Raw genomic sequence first — 15,170 nt, 5'->3', positions numbered from 1 at the left:
AGCACAACATGCCGGCTGGTCATGTCGGAAACGTCATCATCACGGGTGGATCGTCGGGGCTCGGTGCCGCGACGGCGGAAGCGATTGCCGCACAAGGCGGTACGCCCCTGATCCTGGACCGCAGCAGCCCGACGGGAAAGTACCCCTACCTGTGCGTGGACGTCGCCGACAGCGAGGCGGTCGACGTCGCGGTGCGGGCCATGGCCGACGAGGTGGACGGCCGGATCGAGGGGCTGCTCACCGCAGCCGGCGTGGATGCCTGCGGCAAGCTGACCGACATCGCGACCAAGGACTGGGAGCGGGTCATCCACGTCAACCTGTTGGGCACCGCGGCCGCCGTGCGTGCGGCGCTGCCGTTCCTGCGATCCAGCCATGGCCGGATCGTCACCTGCGCCTCGACATTGGGTATCAAGGCGGTCAGCGATGCAACCGCCTACTGCGCGTCGAAATTCGGTGTCGTCGGGTTCAGCCGAGCCCTGGCCGCGGAACTGGCCGGCGAGGTCGGCGTCACCATGCTGATCCCCGGCGGCATGCAGACGGCGTTCTTCGACGGCCGCGACGAACAGTACAAGCCACCGCCGGACGCCAAGCTCAACGATCCCGCCCATGTTGCCGAGGCCATCCTGTTCGCCCTCTCCCAGCCCGCCGGCTGTGAGGTTCGGGAGCTGGTGGTGTGTGCGTCGACGGAGCCGTCGTGGCCGTGACCGGTGCCGGCCCGACCGACATCCTGGTACTGCGTGCCTTGGGGCTGGGCGACCTGCTGACCGGGTTCCCGGCCCTGCGCGCGTTACGCAGGGCACACCCGGGGGCCCGGATCGTGTTGGCGACCCCGGAACATCTGGGCCCGTTGGCGAGGTTGTCCCGCGCGATCGACGACATCCAACCGACTCCCGGCCTGGGGCGGTTGCGTCCGCGGCGCCGGCCGCCGGACCTGGCGGTGAACCTGCACGGGTGCGGCCCGGCGAGCATCGCCCACCTGCTCGCGGTGCAGCCCCGATCCATCCTCACCCATCGGCACCCCGACCTTCCCGACCTGCCGGGACCGCCGTGGCGCAGCGATGTGCACGAGGTCCAGCGCTGGTGCAGCCTGCTGGAATGGGCCGGAATTCCCTGCGATCCGGATGATCTCGGCATCGAACGGCCGGAGGGGTTCCCGGATCGGTCCGGGGTGGTGGTGATCCATCCCGGTGCCGGCGCGGCGGCCAGGCGGTGGCCCGAACCGCGGTTCGCCGACGTCGCCGCCGCCCTGCACGACGAGGGCCACTGCGTGGTGATCACCGGCTCCGCCGACGAAGGCGAACTGGCCCATCGCATCGCGCACCAGGCCGGTCTGGCACCGGAGTCGGTGCTGGCCGGACGCCTCGAACTCCTCGAGCTGGTGGCGTTGATCAGTGACAGCCGCCTGGTCATCTGCGGTGACACCGGCGTCGGGCATATCGCCTCGGCCACCGGCACACCGTCGGTGTTGCTCTTCGGTCCGACACCCCCGCAGCATTGGGGACCACCTGGAACGGGGAGGCATATCGTGCTCTGGGCCGGCGACCGTGGAGATCCGCACGCCGAGGAGCCGCATGCCGGCTTGCTGCTGATCACCGTGCAACGGGTGCTCGAGGCCGGCCGAACCCTGTTGCAGGAGTGCGCATGAGGGCCGGTGTGGTGGGCGCCGGTTATGTCGGTCTGGCAACCGCCGTGGGCCTGGCCCGCAGAGGCCGGCACACGGTGTGTGTCGACACCGACGCCGCCAAGGTGGACGGGTTGCGGACCGGCGCCTGCGCGCTGGACGAGCCCGGTCTGACCGAGCTGCTCGCCGCGGGTATTGCGGCCGGGACACTGGAATTCAGCACCGATTACGGCGCCCTGGCCGGCTGCGATGCGGTGTTCGTGTGCGTACCGACGCCCAGCGGTGCCGACGGTGGCGCCGATCTCGGTGCGGTGCACGCCTGCCTCGCCGAGCTGAAGCGGGTGCTGACCGCCGGGGCGATCGTGGTGATCAAGTCGACGGTACCGGTCGGAACCACCGGCGCCGCCGCGGACTTCCTGTCCGCCAGCGCAATTCACGCGGTATCCAACCCCGAATTCCTGCGCGAGGGGCACGCGGTGGCCGACGCGATGCATCCGGACCGGATCGTCATCGGCACCCCGGACCGCGAGGTGGCCGCACGGGTGGGTGCGCTCTACGGCACCGACGGCAGCGAGCCGTCGACCAAAGTACTGTGGATGAGCCGGGAGAGCGCCGAACTGGCCAAGTACGCGAGCAATGCCTTTCTCGCGGTGAAACTTTCCTACACCAACGCCTTGGCTCAGCTGTGCGCGGAGGTCGGCGCGGACATCCGCGACGTGACCGGCTGTATGGGCGCCGACGAGCGGATCGGTGCCCATTTCCTGCAGCCGGGTCCCGGCTGGGGCGGGTCCTGCCTGCCGAAGGACACCGCGGCGCTGTTGCACACGGGCCGGCAGCACGGCCTGGAACTGTCCGAAGTCGCCGCCGCACGGGCCACCAACGCCGCGCAGACCGACCGCATCCTGACGACGCTGTCCCGGCACACCGGCCGACCGCTGGCCTCGATGCGGGTCACCGCCCTCGGACTGACCTTCAAGGCCGGCACCGGCGACGTGCGGGCCTCACCCGCGCTGGCGATCTGCGGGGCATTGACGGCGGCGGGCACCGAAGTGACCGGACACGACCCGCGGCTCGACGTGATCGACACGGCGGTGCTGCGCCGTTGCGCGATCACGGCGGTCAACGACCCCTATCTGGCGACCAAGGGATCCGACGCCATCGTGGTGCTCACCGAGTGGCCCGAGTTCCGCGACCTCGACTGGGCGCGCATCGCCGAGCACGCGCCGGGCGCGGTGGTGATCGACACCCGCAACCTGCTGGACCGCACCGGGCTGGCCGGAACCGGGCTGACCTACCTGGGTAACGGAACCCCGTCCGGTTTCTGAGCGTCTACTTGCACAACGGCCGTCCCAGGTCAAATCCGGCAACCGCGTTTGAACCCTGGCAACAGCAGGGTATGACACCGGCATGGCATGGTCAGGCCATCATCGGTCCGAGGATGATGAATACGGCGGCGTAGACGCCCGCAACGATCAACGCCAGAACGCCGACCGCGATGGCCACCGCCACGAGGATGCGGCGTCGCGTGTCGGGGTCGAGCTTGGACATGCCATCCGAGTACCCGCAGGGCCTTCGGAACACACGCGAGTCGGGTGGCCCAGTGCAATCGATTGATACCGCAACGACGTGGGGTAGCCTCCGTGCAGATACCCCGGGAGGTCAGATGACTGGGATTAACGGCGACGTCGGCGTGCCGGCCTCCGGCGACCGCTCTGTCGAGCTTCGGGTGGCCGCACGGCTGGAGAACCTGGCGGTGCTGCGCACGCTGGTCGCGGCGGCCGCGACGTTCGAGGATCTCGACATCGACTCCGTCGCCGACCTGCGCCTGGCCGTGGATGAGGCGTGCACCCGGTTGATCCGTTCGGCGGCGCCGGATTCCGTCCTCGTGGTCCAGATCGACCCCGACGACGAAGCCGTGAAGGTCCATGCGTCCACCACCTGCCAGGGTGATGACGACATCGTCGCGCCCGACAGCTTCAGCTGGCACGTGCTGCGTTCGCTGGTGTCCGATGTTCGGACCTTCGGGGACGGTCAACATGCCGGGGCCGGGCGCCTGGTCGGGATCTCGTTGACCGCGAAACGAGTGGGCCTGCTGCAGTGACCTCGGAATACACGGACGTCATCGACATGTTCCGTGAACTCCGCGCGCTACCTGAGGACTCCACTCAGTTCGCACGGCAACGTGAACGCATCGTCGAACGCTGTCTACCCCTGGCCGACCACATCGCACGCCGCTTCGGCGGGCGCGGTGAATCCCACGAAGACCTGGTTCAGGTCGCGCGGATGGGTCTGGTGAACGCGGTCAACCGCTTCGACGACACCGCCGGATCGGATTTCGCGTCCTTCGCGGTTCCCACCGTGATGGGCGAGGTACGCCGGCACTTCCGCGACAACGGCTGGTCGGTCAAGGTGCCGCGCCGGCTCAAGGAACTACACGTGCGGATCGGCAGCGTCACCGCCGATATGGCCCAACGGCTGGGCCGCGCCCCGAACGCCACCGAACTGGCCGCCGAGCTGGAGATCGACCGTGAGGAAGTGGTCGAGGCGCTGGTCGCCGGCAGTTCGTACAACACCTTGTCGATCGACAGCGGGACCGGCGGCGACGACGAGGCACCGTCCATCGGCGACACGCTGGGCAGCGACGACCTCGCGCTCGAGCAGGTCGAGAACAGGGAGTCGCTGCGACCGCTGCTGGACGCCCTGCCCGAGCGAGAACGCACGGTGCTGGTGCTCAGATTCTTCGAGAACATGACACAGACCCAGATCGCCGAGCGCATCGGGGTCTCGCAGATGCATGTGTCGCGGCTGCTGGCGAAGTCCTTAGCGCGCCTTCGCGACGATCTGAAGTAGGTCCGACGGATCGCGCTGCAGCCGCAGCAGCGCTGAGGCCACCGACTCTTCGATCGGCAGCAGCGAATTCGGGTCGCAGATCCGAAGCAGACGACTGACCGCGTGGCTGGGCACCACCGACCAGTCGATTCCCTCGCCGGCGGCGCGCGCACCCATGGTGCGCATCGCCGAAAACGCTGCGGTGCCGAAGAATTCCACACCCGTCAGGTCGAGCACCAGTTCGCGCACATGCGGGAGATGCAGAACGACGTAGTCGGAGAACTCGCGGCTGTTGGCGGCGTCGAGCTCGCCGAACACCGAGAGCACGGCCGTGGCCGGGGCGAGCCACTTGGTGCAGTAGGCCGCCATCTCGCATTCGGTGATATTCGAGGCGGAGTTGCGCCTCGATTGAGGAACGGTGAGGTTGTGCATTTGTGACTCCATCAGTCGTAATACGGGATTCGTACTGTGGTCACGCCAAATAGTTCAAGACCGGTCGAAGGTCCCAATGGTGCAGGACCGTGCTAATTGTCCCCCACGTCAATGACGCTCGCATCAGGCTGTGAACTCAACCTTCGTCTGACACTACGCCACCTGTGGCGGCCGAACAATCGAATCGGCCGACCGCTTTCCTCGAAATCCGTCTGACCTGCGGAATCCGCAGTGTGATGGCCAATGCTCGCCCGACAGGCGCTCTGCCGCTACCTCCTCACCGCTCCTATACCTCCGAACGAGATTGTCGTAGAACAACTTTGCCGTTCGGTTCGGTCCGTCGCGCCGTCGGGGCACGATGTGCGGATCCAGTGGTCGCGGCAAAGGGCCGGGACAGCTCAGGACCGGGCCGTGCGGGTCTCTCGCCGGTTCGCCTTCTTGATGGCCTCGACCAATTCGTCCTTGGTCATCGTCGACCGGCCGGGGACATCGAGCCGGCGGGCGACGTCCATGAGGTGCTTCTTGGTCGCATTCGCGTCCACGCCCTCGGCGGTCTCACCGCGCGCGTTCGGGCCGCCGCTGCGTGCCCGGTCGTCGGACGGGCCGGGTGTGTCCTTGGCCTCCCAGTGATCGCCCACCTTCTCGTAGCTGTGCTTGAGCGCCGAGTACGCCACCCGGTGGGCGCGTTCACCCTCGCCGTACTCCTCGGCGGCCGCGTCGTGCGCCTTGGCGAAGGTGCGCTGCGCCTTGGCGTCGGACTTCTGCAGCGTGCTCGGCAGTTCGTCGCGGCGCGCCTTGCCGCTCTTCGTGGTCTTGGGCATGCCGGTTGCCTTTCTCTCGGGTTTACCGCACCACCGGGAAGAACGACGACCCGTCCTCCGGGGTGCCTTCCTCGGGCAGCTTCACACCCGGCTTCTCATCGGCGTCGGGGTCCCGGGCCGGTTGCTCCGGCCGGGTGTCCGCCACCTCGGCGGCCAGCTTGTCGTCCAGGGATTCGCCCTCGGCGGCCTCCTGGCTGGACATGCCGAACTTGTCCGATCCCTGCCAGTCCTCGGGCGGGTCGACGACCTCGTCGCCGTCGGCGTTGCGGACCTCGTCGGAGTCGGTTGCCTCGTCCGGTGGCAGCGTGCCGTATTCCTGTTCCTGTGCGGCCATGCGGTCAGGGTGCCCGGCTCGCCGGGCGGTCAAACACCGCAGCTCAGGCCAGCCAGCCCTGCTGCAGATCCCAGGCCGGGCCGGCGGGCGGGGCATCGTCACGGGTCACCGTCGCCTGGATCAGCCCGTACGGCCGGTCGTCGGCGTTGAACACCTCGTTGTTGTTCTCCAGGCCGAACGGGGACAGGTCGTAGACGAAGTGGTGCTTGTTGGGCGCGGACAGCCGGACCTCGGCGATGTCCGGATGGTCCTCCAACACCGCCCGCCCCATCTGGAAGAGGGTCTGCTGCAGCGCCAGCGACTGCACCACCGCGAACTGTTCGACCAGTGCCGCCTTCACCCGGCCGTACACCGTCTCCCAGTCGACGTCGGTGCTGGTGAACCGCCACTGCGCCACCAGTGAGGTGGCCATCACCCGGTCGTGGGTCGGCTCCAGGACGGTGTAGGGATCGGTGAGAAAATCCGCGAACTCCGACCCCGTCGACTTCAGGATGACCAGATCCTTGAGCCCGCCCACGACGTACTCGCTGTCACCCTCGACGGTGACGGCGGCGGTCCGGACCTCCTGTCCCTTACGGATCCAGGTGTGGTCGTGCTCGGCACCGTCGACCACGGCGCGTTCCCAGGCATACTCCTCGATCTCGATCCGGGCGGCCTGCACCGGTGCCACATCCTGCACGAAATGCCGGGCCAGGGTCAGGCCGTAATCCTCGATGGAGCCGACGCCTTTCTCCTTGGCATAGGCGTAGGCGGTCTGCTTCTGCGTGTCGGTGGGCAGCACATCGGACTGATCGCCGGCCAGGTGAGCCGCGGCGAAATCGCCACGCAGGCAGGTGGATACGTTCATATCACGGATCTCGTGGCGCGGCGTGTCCCGATAGATCCGCACCACCCGGTTCTCGGCCTTGCCGTACTGGTTCTTGCCCAGGATGATCTGCGACATGGTCAACTTCCTCGGTAGGTGGAGTACGCGAACGGGGAAAGTAGCAGCGGGACATGGTATTTGCCGGATCCCTCGGCCACTTCGAAGGTGATGGTGACCTCAGGGTAGAAGGTCGGCGTGGCCGTGAAGTAGGACCCGGTGTCGAAGGTCAACCGGTACACCCCGGGTGTCAGGCCGTCGGCCAGTGCCGCGACGCGGCCGTCGTCGTCGGTGGCTGCCGACGCCAGCACGGCACCCCCGCGGTCGGTCAGTGTCACGGTGATCCCGGCCGCGGGCGTGCCCGCCACGGCGTCCAGGACATGGGTGCTCAGGTGTGTCATGCCCACGATCCTGGCGCGGTCATGCCGGATCGCTCAAGAGGCGCTCCAGGCGCAGCCGGTTAATCTTGGCCAGCTCGCTGCGCATCACCCGGCGCTCGGTGTCGGGATCGTTGTCCAGGCGCTCGGTCAGGATGTCGAGCAGCTCCTGGGCCTCCCGTCCGCTGGCGCACACCAGATAGACATAGCCGAACTTGTCCTCGTAGGCCCGATTACCTTCGGCCAGAGCCATCTTCACCTCGTCGGCGGCCGACGCCACACCGGCCTGCTCGCGGGCCGACGCCGCGTTGTCCACCTTGCCGCCGATGCGGGGATGCCCGTCCAGGGCCGCGTCGATCTCGGCGTCGGGCAGCTCGGCGAGCACCCGGTCGGCGCGGTCGAGCAGCGCCTGCGTGTCGGGGAACGGCGCGCCGGCGAGCACCCGGCGGGCCCAGATGGTCGACGAGCACACCTCGAACAGGGCGTGCATGCGTTGTCGGTCGGTGAGCGCGTTGAAGCCGTGCAGGCCGATCGCTTTCACGACAGTTCGTTGAGGCGGCCGAACCGCGCGGCGGCGATCGGATTGGCGTCGGCCACCAGATCCGTGAACCGGTAGTTGGCGATCTTGGCCACCTCGATCAACGCGAACGCCTTCTCGGCGGAGTCGGAGTTGTCCATCCGGGACCAGCCGTTGCGCAGCACCCGGTCGAAATGCTCGGTCTCCCTGGCACAGATGATCAACGGGAAACCGAAGTGCTCGCGGTACGCGGTTGCCAATTCCACCACGTCATTGTGGTCGGACTCGTCCAGGTTGGACAGCGCCACGTGGTCGACGGCCAGGGCGTGTCCGGTCTCGTCCTCGGCGCCCAGGTCGTTGAAGGCGTTGAGCAGCTCCAGTTGTTGCTCGGACGACCCGGTCAGCACCGCGTCCTGGAACGCCTCGCGCAGCGCCTTCGTGTCGGCGAACGGACGTTGGGCGTAGGCACGCTCGACGGCCCACGGCACGTCCTGCACCACATGCCCGAACACCTCGGTGAAGCGTTCGGCGGTCATGGTGTTCACCTCGGCCAGCGTGATCGAACCGCCGCCGGCCACCCGGGGGCCACGCGAACCGGTGTGGAAGAACACGATATTGAGCACGATGGCGGCCACCGCGCCGATGCTGATACCGCTGCCGAAGATGAGGTTGAGCCCCGTCGGCATGGCCTTGGCGATATCGGGATAGGACGTCACCCACAGCGCCAGCGCCAGGCTGGTGGTCACGATGATCAGATTGCGGTGATCGGTGAAATCGACCTTGCCCAACGTCTGGATGCCGACCACGGCCACCGTGGCGAACAGCGTCAGTGCCGCGCCGCCCAGCACCGGGTTGGGGATCGAGGCCACCACCGCGGCGACCTTGGGCAGGAAGCCGAGCAGGATCATGATCACCCCGGCGGCGGCCACCACCCAGCGGCTCTTGACGCCGGTCAGCCGGACCAGCCCGACGTTCTCGGAGAACGCCGTGTACGGGAACGAGTTGAAGATGCCGCCGATGGCGGTGGCCAACCCGTCGGCGCGCAGCACGTTGCCGATATCGGCGGCCTTGATCCGCTTGCCGACGATCTCACCGGTGGCGATGGTCGAGCCCGTCGACTCCACCGCGGTGATGAGCAGCACGATGATCATGGTCAGGCAGGCGACGAAGTCGAACTTGGGCAGGCCGAACAGGAACGGGGGAGTGAAGCCGACGGCGGCGGCCTGACCGACCTTCTCGAAGTTCATGTCGCCCAGCGCGAACGCCACCGCGCATCCGATGACCAGTCCGAGCAGCACGGCGATGGTGGCCATGAAACCGCGGAACAGCCGCTGGATCGCCACGATGACGGCGATGGTGCCCAGCGCGTACAGGAACCACCGGATGTTGGTCGGGTCGGTCTCGTGGGTGTGCGGGTTGGTCACGGCGTCCAGCGCACCCACCGGCACCAGACACAGCCCGATGATGGTGATCAACGTTCCGGTGACCACCGGCGGGAAGAACTTCAGCAGTTTGATGAAGACCGGCGCGATGAGGAAGGTGAACACGCCGGCGACGATCACCGCGCCGTAGACGTAGAGCAGACTGGACGCGCCGCCGCCGTGCGCCAGTCCGATCGCGATGATGGGGGACACCCCGGCGAAGGTGACACCCTGCAGCAGCGGCAGCCGGACCCCGATCTTCCAGAACCCGACGGCCTGGATGATCGAGGCGATGCCGCAGGTGAACAGGTCGGCGGTGATCAGCTTGACCAGGTCTTCCTGGGGCAGGTTGATCGCACCGGCGATGATGATGGGTACCAGCACCGCGCCGGCATAGAACGCCACCACGTGCTGGAAGCCGTAGGTGGCGAGCTTGCCGACGGGAAGCACCTCGTCGACCGGGTGCGTGCGTTTGGTGTGCGCCGATTTGAGCGACTCAGGCGGGGCCGTCATCGTTCAAGAATCGGTCACCTTCACACTGTTCGCATGTCGAGTGCGCGCAAAGTTGCCGGGGTGGTGCTGGCCGCCGGCGCGGGAGCGCGCTATGGAATGCCCAAAGTCCTGGCCGAGCAGGGTAGTTGGCTGCGCTGCGCGGTTGCGGCGTTGCACGATGGCGGCTGCGAGGACGTCGTGGTGGTGCTCGGGGCGGCGCAGGCGGACGTGCCCGCACCGGCCCGCGCGGTGCCGGCCGAGGACTGGGCGCGGGGGCTGTCGGCCTCGCTGCGAGCGGGGATCGCGGCGATCGACGCGGAGCTGGCCGTCATCAGTGTGGTGGACACCCCCGACGTCGGCGCCGACGTGGTGCGGCGGGTGCTGGCGGCGGCGTCGGCGACCGGGCTGGCCCGGGCGGTGTACGGCGGCCGACCCGGACATCCGGTGGTCATCGCGCGGCGCTTCTGGCCGCAGCTGCTGGCCGCGCTGCACGGCGACACCGGGGCGGCACCGTTCCTGCGGGGGCGGGCCGATGTGGTCGAGGTCGAGTGTGGCGACCTGGCCACCGGGCTGGATATCGATCAGCGCTAGAGCAACCCCAGCCGCTGCACGGCGGCCCGCTCGTCGAGCAGTTCGGCCACCGAGGCGTCGATACGGGCCCGGGAGAAGTCGTTGATGTCCAGCCCCTCGACGATCTGCCAGGCGCCGTCGACCGCCCGCACCGGAAGCGAGGCCACCACTGTCTCGGGAATGCCGTACACCCCGGGGGAGGGCAGCGCCACCGATGTCCAGTCGGCGGGCTCGGTGCCGTCCACCCAGTCGCGGACGTGGTCGATGGCGGCGTTGGCGGCCGACGCCGCCGAGGAGGTGCCGCGCGCCTCGATGATCGCGGTGCCCCGCTTGGCCACCGTCGGGATGAAATCCTTTGCCAGCCAATCGGTATCGGCCGCGAAGTCGGCGCCGGGGCGGCCGCCCACCCGGGCGTGGAAGATGTCGGGGTACATCGTCGGGGAATGGTTGCCCCACACCGTCACCCTGGACACGTCCCCGACGTGCACCCCGGCATGGGCGGCCAGTGCGGCAACCGCCCGGTTGTGGTCCAGTCGGGTCAGCGCGGTGAACCGGTCGGCCGGGATGTCCGGGGCGTGCGCCGAGGCCACCAGGGCGTTGGTGTTGGCCGGGTTGCCGACCACGACGACCCGCACGTCGCTGCCGGCACCGGCGTTGAGGGCCTTGCCGGCGTCGGCGAAGATCGCGGCGTTGGCGGCCAGCAGGTCGGCGCGTTCCATGCCCTTGCTGCGCGGCTTGGCGCCCACCAGCAGGGCCACGTCGACGCCGTCGAAGGCGCGGACCGGGTCGTCGTGGATCTCGATGTCGACCAGCAGGTCGAACGCGCTGTCCACCAGTTCCATCACCACACCCTCGGCGGCTTTGATCGCCGCGGGCAGTTCGAGCAGGCGCAGCGTGATCGGAACGTCCCGGCCGAGCAACGCCCCCGCCCCGATGCGGAACAGGGCGGCGTAGCCGATCTGGCCGGCGGCGCCGGTGACGGTGACGACCTTGCTCACGTGCGGACCTCCAGGCCGAGCACCTGCTGCGCGTACCGCCGCACGGTGTCCTCGGAGATCGCGGCGGCGTCCTCGAAGCCGGGCCGGCCGCGGCTGCTCAGGAATCCGGTGACGGGGTCGAGGACGACCTCGGCCAGCAGTTCACCGGTGGTGGGCTCGCAGACCGCCCAGGTGTAGCGGGTGTCGTCGGCCCAGCCGTCCTCGGCGTCGTGCACGTAGTCCAGATCGGTCTCACCCAGGTCGGCGAGCGCGTACCGGTCGTCGATGCGCTCGTCGCAGCGCAACCCGCGCAGGTACCACTGGCCGTTGTTGATCTCTACGGGTTCCATCAGCCCCCCTCATCTCCCGCCGAACGTGGATTACCGCTCGAAGAAAGCCGACTTCTTCGAGCGGTAATCGACGTTCGCGCGGGGTGGACTACTTGATCTCGGCGATCACGGTGCCCTGGGTGATGGCGGCGCCGGCCTCCACGGACAGCCCGGTGATGACGCCGTCCTTGTGCGCGGTGACCGGGTTCTCCATCTTCATGGCTTCCAGCACGACGACCAGGTCACCGGCGGCGACGGTCTGCCCCTCTTCGACGGCGACCTTCACCACGGTGCCCTGCATCGGCGCGGTGACCGAGTCGCCGGACGCGGCGGCGGCGCCCGAGGCCCCACGCTTGCGCGGCTTGGGCTTCTTGCGGACCACCCCGGCACCGGCAGCGGCGGCACCGCCGCCGAGAGCCAGGTCACCCGGCAGCGAGACCTCCAGGCGGCGGCCGCCGACCTCGACGACCACCTTCTGGCGCGGCAGGTTGTCCTCTTCGTCCAGCGGCTCGCCACCGGTGAACGGCTCGACGGTGTTGTTCCACTCCGTCTCGATCCAGCGGGTGTGCACGTCGAACTTCTCGCCGTCACCGATGAACGCGGGGTCGGCCGTGACGGCGCGGTGGAACGGGATGACGGTGGCCAGGCCCTCCACGTTGAACTCGGCCAGCGCGCGGCGCGACCGGGCCAGGGCCTCTTCGCGGGTGGCGCCGGTGACGATCAGCTTGGCCAGCATCGAATCGAACTGGCCACCGATGACCGAGCCGCTCTCGACGCCGGAGTCCATCCGGACACCGGGGCCGGTCGGGGGCTCGAACTTGGTGACCGGGCCGGGGGCCGGCAGGAAGCCACGGCCGGCGTCCTCGCCGTTGATGCGGAACTCGAACGAGTGGCCACGCGGCGTCGGATCCTCGGTGATGTCCAGCGCCTCGCCGTTGGCGATCTTGAACTGCTGCAGCACCAGGTCGATACCGGAGGTCTCCTCGGTGACCGGGTGCTCCACCTGCAGGCGGGTGTTGACCTCGAGGAAGGAGATCAGGCCGTCCTGGCCGACCAGGTACTCCACGGTGCCGGCGCCGTAGTAGCCGGCCTCCTTGCAGATGCGCTTGGCCGACTCGTGGATCTCCTTGCGCTGCGCGTCGGTCAGGAAGGGAGCCGGCGCCTCTTCCACGAGCTTCTGGAAGCGGCGCTGCAGCGAGCAGTCGCGGGTGCCCGCGACGACGACGTTGCCGTGGGTGTCGGCGATGACCTGCGCCTCGACGTGGCGCGGCTTGTCCAGATAGCGCTCGACGAAGCACTCGCCGCGGCCGAAGGCGGCGATGGCCTCACGGGTGGCCGACTCGAACAGTTCGGGAATCTCTTCGATGGTGCGGGCGACCTTCATACCGCGCCCGCCCCCGCCGAAGGCTGCCTTGATGGCCACCGGCACGCCGTACTCCTTGGCGAAGGCGACGACCTCGTCGGCGTTCTTGACCGGATCCGGGGTTCCCGGAACCAGCGGCGCCTGGGCGCGCGCGGCGATGTGGCGCGCGGTGACCTTGTCACCGAGGTCGCGGATGGACTGCGGGCTGGGGCCGATCCAGATCAGTCCCGCGTCGAGCACGGCCTGGGCGAAGTCGGCGTTCTCGCTGAGGAACCCGTAGCCGGGGTGGATCGCGTTGGCGCCGGACTTCTCGGCGGCGTCGAGCAGCTTCTCGAACACCAGATAGGACTCGGCGGAGGTCTGGCCGCCGAGCGCGAACGCCTCATCGGCGAGCCGCACGTGCGGGGCATCGGCGTCCGGCTCGGCATAGACGGCCACGCTGGCGAGCCCGGCGTCCTTGGCGGCACGGATCACACGGACAGCGATCTCACCGCGGTTGGCTACGAGCACCTTGGAGATCTTCGAGCTGGCGTGACTGGGCACTGCGCCTCCTGATGGCAGGTATCTCTAAGAAACGTCTTTAAGAATCTATCGGGCGAAGTGTATGCGTCCAATTCCGGGGGTGGCGAGTCGGCACCCCAAAATTGTCAAGTCACCGTTGCCATTTCGGTAAACACATGTAACTACTGGCGAGTACACCGCCCGGAGACGCCGGACCGGCGGCACCCGGGTGGGTGCCGCCGGTCCGGGTTTCGGCGTGGGCGGTGGTCAGGCAAACAACGTCGGGATGCCCTGCATCGACGGCGCCGGTTCGACACCGAGGACATTGGCCAGCAGGGACGGCGTCACGTCCAGCACGTCGACCTCCTTGCGGGACGGATCCGACCGCACACCGGCGCCGGCGGCCAGCAGGATGCCCTCCTCGATGTGGTAGCCGGTGTTCACCCCGCCGATGCGGTACTGGACCTCCAGCCCGATATCCGCCGGGCTGCCCGTGACCGGCTCGGAGCCGATCGGCTGGAACTCCAGCGCGGCGGCGTCACTGCCCTGCGAGTAGTCGATGCCGAAGGTGACCGTCTTTCCCTCCACCCGGACGCGGGCGAACAGCGGTCCCTTGCCGGGGACCGTCACCGACGTCAACGGTGCAGTGGCGGCCTGCGCCTGCTCTTCGGTGTCGAACACCAGCGAGACCATGGGATACATCGCCAGGCCCAGTTCGGCCGGGGCCAGTTTCAGCGTCGAGACCAGCTTGGTGTGGTCCTCGAGCACGAAACGGTTGTCGTCGACCTTGATCACCTCGACCGGACCCTGGCCCATGCTGGCCGCGACCACCAGCATCGCCTGCGGATTCTTGGCCAGGTACTTGCGGATGCGGCCCAACTGGCGGTCGGTGATGTCCATCGCCGCCACGATGAAGCTGCCGTACACCTCGTCGGCGGTGTACTCGAACTTCTCGGTGTAGCCCGGCATCCCGTCGCCCCAGAACCGGTGCATCATCCCGGCGACGTGGTTGGTGAAGAACGCGCTGAGCCGGGGCTTGTGCTTGCGCTGCAGCTTCCAGTACATGTCGAAGCCCAGCGGCGCCTGCATGGCCGACCGGAACGCCTTGTAGCGCGGGTCGACGCGCTCCTTGACCAAGTGCGTGCTCAGGGTGGCCACCGAGCGCGGGGTCAGTCCCAGCCGAACCAGGTCGGCCGCGGTGGCGGCGAGCGTCTTGGGGTTCAGCAGGGCGTCCGGCGAGAAGCCGTTCGCGCCGGTCATCGCGAGGTTGAAGGCCTGAAAGCGCTCCAGCGCGGCCGGATATGTCTTGGCGTCTTGGCTGAAGGTGTCGGGTACATAGAAGCCGCCGTGCCGGAATTGGCGGGCCGGCCAGCTCTGCATCGGCCCGAACAGGCCGACCGAGAGCCCGGCGTTCTCGGCCACATCCCAGATCGGGTCGCCGCGGAAGGTGGTCGGGTCCTGGCCGAGATCGAACGAATTGTGGTCATAGGTCGACGTGTGCAGCGTGGGCCAGGTGCGCCAGGGCTGCAGACCCTGCAGGTCTTCCCGGTCCTCGTGCACCGTCGTCAGGGACTGGCCTTCGGCCAACAACGCGGCCACATTGGACTGCGGACGATGTTTGACGTAGATGTCGATGACATCCCACGGCACCTCGTTCAGCTCGTAGAGGATCACATCCCTGCGCTGACGGTTCATCGAGGCGGAACCCTTTCGTATCGCTGACA

Annotated in this window: 18 protein-coding genes; 6 read left to right on the top strand and 12 right to left on the bottom strand. The window is 68.3% G+C overall.

Annotated elements, in window-relative coordinates; all coding sequences use genetic code 11:
* Positions 1-8: 8 nt before the first annotated feature.
* The 3 genes from AWB94_RS07840 to AWB94_RS07830 are packed head-to-tail and all read left to right on the top strand — an operon-like array spanning position 9 to position 2,946.
* Positions 9-704, top strand: coding sequence for an SDR family oxidoreductase (locus tag AWB94_RS07840; protein WP_062659740.1), 696 nt, complete (start codon positions 9-11; stop codon positions 702-704).
* Complete coding sequence (locus tag AWB94_RS07835) at positions 695-1,645, top strand: glycosyltransferase family 9 protein (RefSeq protein WP_234811657.1); 951 nt, start codon at positions 695-697, stop codon at positions 1,643-1,645. The genes AWB94_RS07840 and AWB94_RS07835 overlap by 10 nt, the downstream gene beginning before the upstream one ends.
* Positions 1,642-2,946, top strand: a complete 1,305-nt coding sequence (locus tag AWB94_RS07830) for a UDP-glucose dehydrogenase family protein (RefSeq protein WP_062659739.1) — start codon at positions 1,642-1,644, stop codon at positions 2,944-2,946. The genes AWB94_RS07835 and AWB94_RS07830 overlap by 4 nt, the downstream gene beginning before the upstream one ends.
* 91 nt (positions 2,947-3,037) lie before the next feature.
* Here the strand turns inward: AWB94_RS07830 and AWB94_RS36080 are convergent, their stop codons facing one another.
* Entirely contained in the window at positions 3,038-3,169 is a 132-nt protein-coding gene (locus AWB94_RS36080; protein ID WP_264021008.1) for a hypothetical protein, read from the bottom strand.
* 115 nt (positions 3,170-3,284) lie between these two features.
* Between AWB94_RS36080 and AWB94_RS07825 the strand changes: the two genes are divergently transcribed.
* Positions 3,285-3,722 (top strand): ATP-binding protein, encoded by a 438-nt coding sequence (locus AWB94_RS07825; RefSeq protein ID WP_062659738.1) that lies wholly within the window; start codon positions 3,285-3,287, stop codon positions 3,720-3,722.
* Positions 3,719-4,471 (top strand): RNA polymerase sigma factor SigF, encoded by a 753-nt coding sequence (locus tag AWB94_RS07820; RefSeq protein WP_062659737.1) that lies wholly within the window; start codon positions 3,719-3,721, stop codon positions 4,469-4,471. The genes AWB94_RS07825 and AWB94_RS07820 overlap by 4 nt, the downstream gene beginning before the upstream one ends.
* Here AWB94_RS07820 and AWB94_RS07815 read toward each other — a convergent pair.
* The 7 genes from AWB94_RS07815 to AWB94_RS07785 all read right to left on the bottom strand — a co-directional run bounded on the left by AWB94_RS07815 (position 4,442) and on the right by AWB94_RS07785 (position 9,727).
* On the bottom strand, positions 4,442-4,882 hold the full coding sequence (locus AWB94_RS07815; protein WP_062659736.1) for an STAS domain-containing protein: 441 nt from the start codon (positions 4,880-4,882) through the stop codon (positions 4,442-4,444). The genes AWB94_RS07820 and AWB94_RS07815 overlap by 30 nt on opposite strands.
* Before the next feature lie 398 nt (positions 4,883-5,280).
* Positions 5,281-5,703 (bottom strand): ChaB family protein, encoded by a 423-nt coding sequence (locus AWB94_RS07810; protein ID WP_062659735.1) that lies wholly within the window; start codon positions 5,701-5,703, stop codon positions 5,281-5,283.
* 22 nt (positions 5,704-5,725) lie between these two features.
* Positions 5,726-6,037: a hypothetical protein gene (locus tag AWB94_RS07805; protein ID WP_062659734.1), complete on the bottom strand. Its 312-nt coding sequence runs from the start codon at positions 6,035-6,037 to the stop codon at positions 5,726-5,728.
* Between the two features lie 43 nt (positions 6,038-6,080).
* A complete protein-coding gene (gene pucL / locus AWB94_RS07800) occupies positions 6,081-6,980 on the bottom strand; it encodes a factor-independent urate hydroxylase (protein ID WP_062659733.1) in 900 nt (299 codons plus the stop codon).
* Between the two features lie 2 nt (positions 6,981-6,982).
* Positions 6,983-7,300, bottom strand: a complete 318-nt coding sequence (uraH, locus tag AWB94_RS07795; protein ID WP_062659732.1) for a hydroxyisourate hydrolase — start codon at positions 7,298-7,300, stop codon at positions 6,983-6,985.
* A gap of 19 nt (positions 7,301-7,319) precedes the next feature.
* Positions 7,320-7,817, bottom strand: coding sequence for a 2-oxo-4-hydroxy-4-carboxy-5-ureidoimidazoline decarboxylase (gene uraD, locus AWB94_RS07790; RefSeq protein WP_084395505.1), 498 nt, complete (start codon positions 7,815-7,817; stop codon positions 7,320-7,322).
* Positions 7,814-9,727 (bottom strand): PbuX/PucJ/PucK family nucleobase permease, encoded by a 1,914-nt coding sequence (locus AWB94_RS07785; protein ID WP_062659731.1) that lies wholly within the window; start codon positions 9,725-9,727, stop codon positions 7,814-7,816. The genes uraD and AWB94_RS07785 overlap by 4 nt, the downstream gene beginning before the upstream one ends.
* 33 nt (positions 9,728-9,760) lie before the next feature.
* Between AWB94_RS07785 and AWB94_RS07780 the strand changes: the two genes are divergently transcribed.
* Positions 9,761-10,297: a nucleotidyltransferase family protein gene (locus tag AWB94_RS07780; protein WP_062659730.1), complete on the top strand. Its 537-nt coding sequence runs from the start codon at positions 9,761-9,763 to the stop codon at positions 10,295-10,297.
* Here the strand turns inward: AWB94_RS07780 and AWB94_RS07775 are convergent.
* The 4 genes from AWB94_RS07775 to AWB94_RS07760 form a co-directional block, all read right to left on the bottom strand.
* Complete coding sequence (locus AWB94_RS07775; RefSeq protein WP_062659729.1) at positions 10,294-11,274, bottom strand: malate dehydrogenase; 981 nt, start codon at positions 11,272-11,274, stop codon at positions 10,294-10,296. The genes AWB94_RS07780 and AWB94_RS07775 overlap by 4 nt on opposite strands.
* The gene (locus AWB94_RS07770) at positions 11,271-11,603 is read right to left on the bottom strand and encodes a hypothetical protein (RefSeq protein WP_062659728.1); all 333 of its coding nucleotides are present in this window, start codon (positions 11,601-11,603) and stop codon (positions 11,271-11,273) included. The genes AWB94_RS07775 and AWB94_RS07770 overlap by 4 nt, the downstream gene beginning before the upstream one ends.
* 88 nt (positions 11,604-11,691) lie before the next feature.
* Positions 11,692-13,488, bottom strand: coding sequence for an acetyl/propionyl/methylcrotonyl-CoA carboxylase subunit alpha (locus AWB94_RS07765; protein ID WP_062659727.1), 1,797 nt, complete (start codon positions 13,486-13,488; stop codon positions 11,692-11,694).
* A gap of 225 nt (positions 13,489-13,713) precedes the next feature.
* Positions 13,714-15,141 carry a hypothetical protein gene (locus AWB94_RS07760; RefSeq protein ID WP_131805443.1) on the bottom strand — a complete coding sequence of 476 codons (1,428 nt, stop codon included), beginning with the start codon at positions 15,139-15,141 and terminating at the stop codon, positions 13,714-13,716.
* Positions 15,142-15,170: the final 29 nt, after the last annotated feature.

This window comes from Mycolicibacterium canariasense (genome assembly GCF_002101555.1).
Lineage (GTDB): Bacteria > Actinomycetota > Actinomycetes > Mycobacteriales > Mycobacteriaceae > Mycobacterium > Mycobacterium canariasense.
Note: the sequence above shows the minus strand (reverse complement) of the source record. Positions and strands in the feature narration are given on the sequence as shown.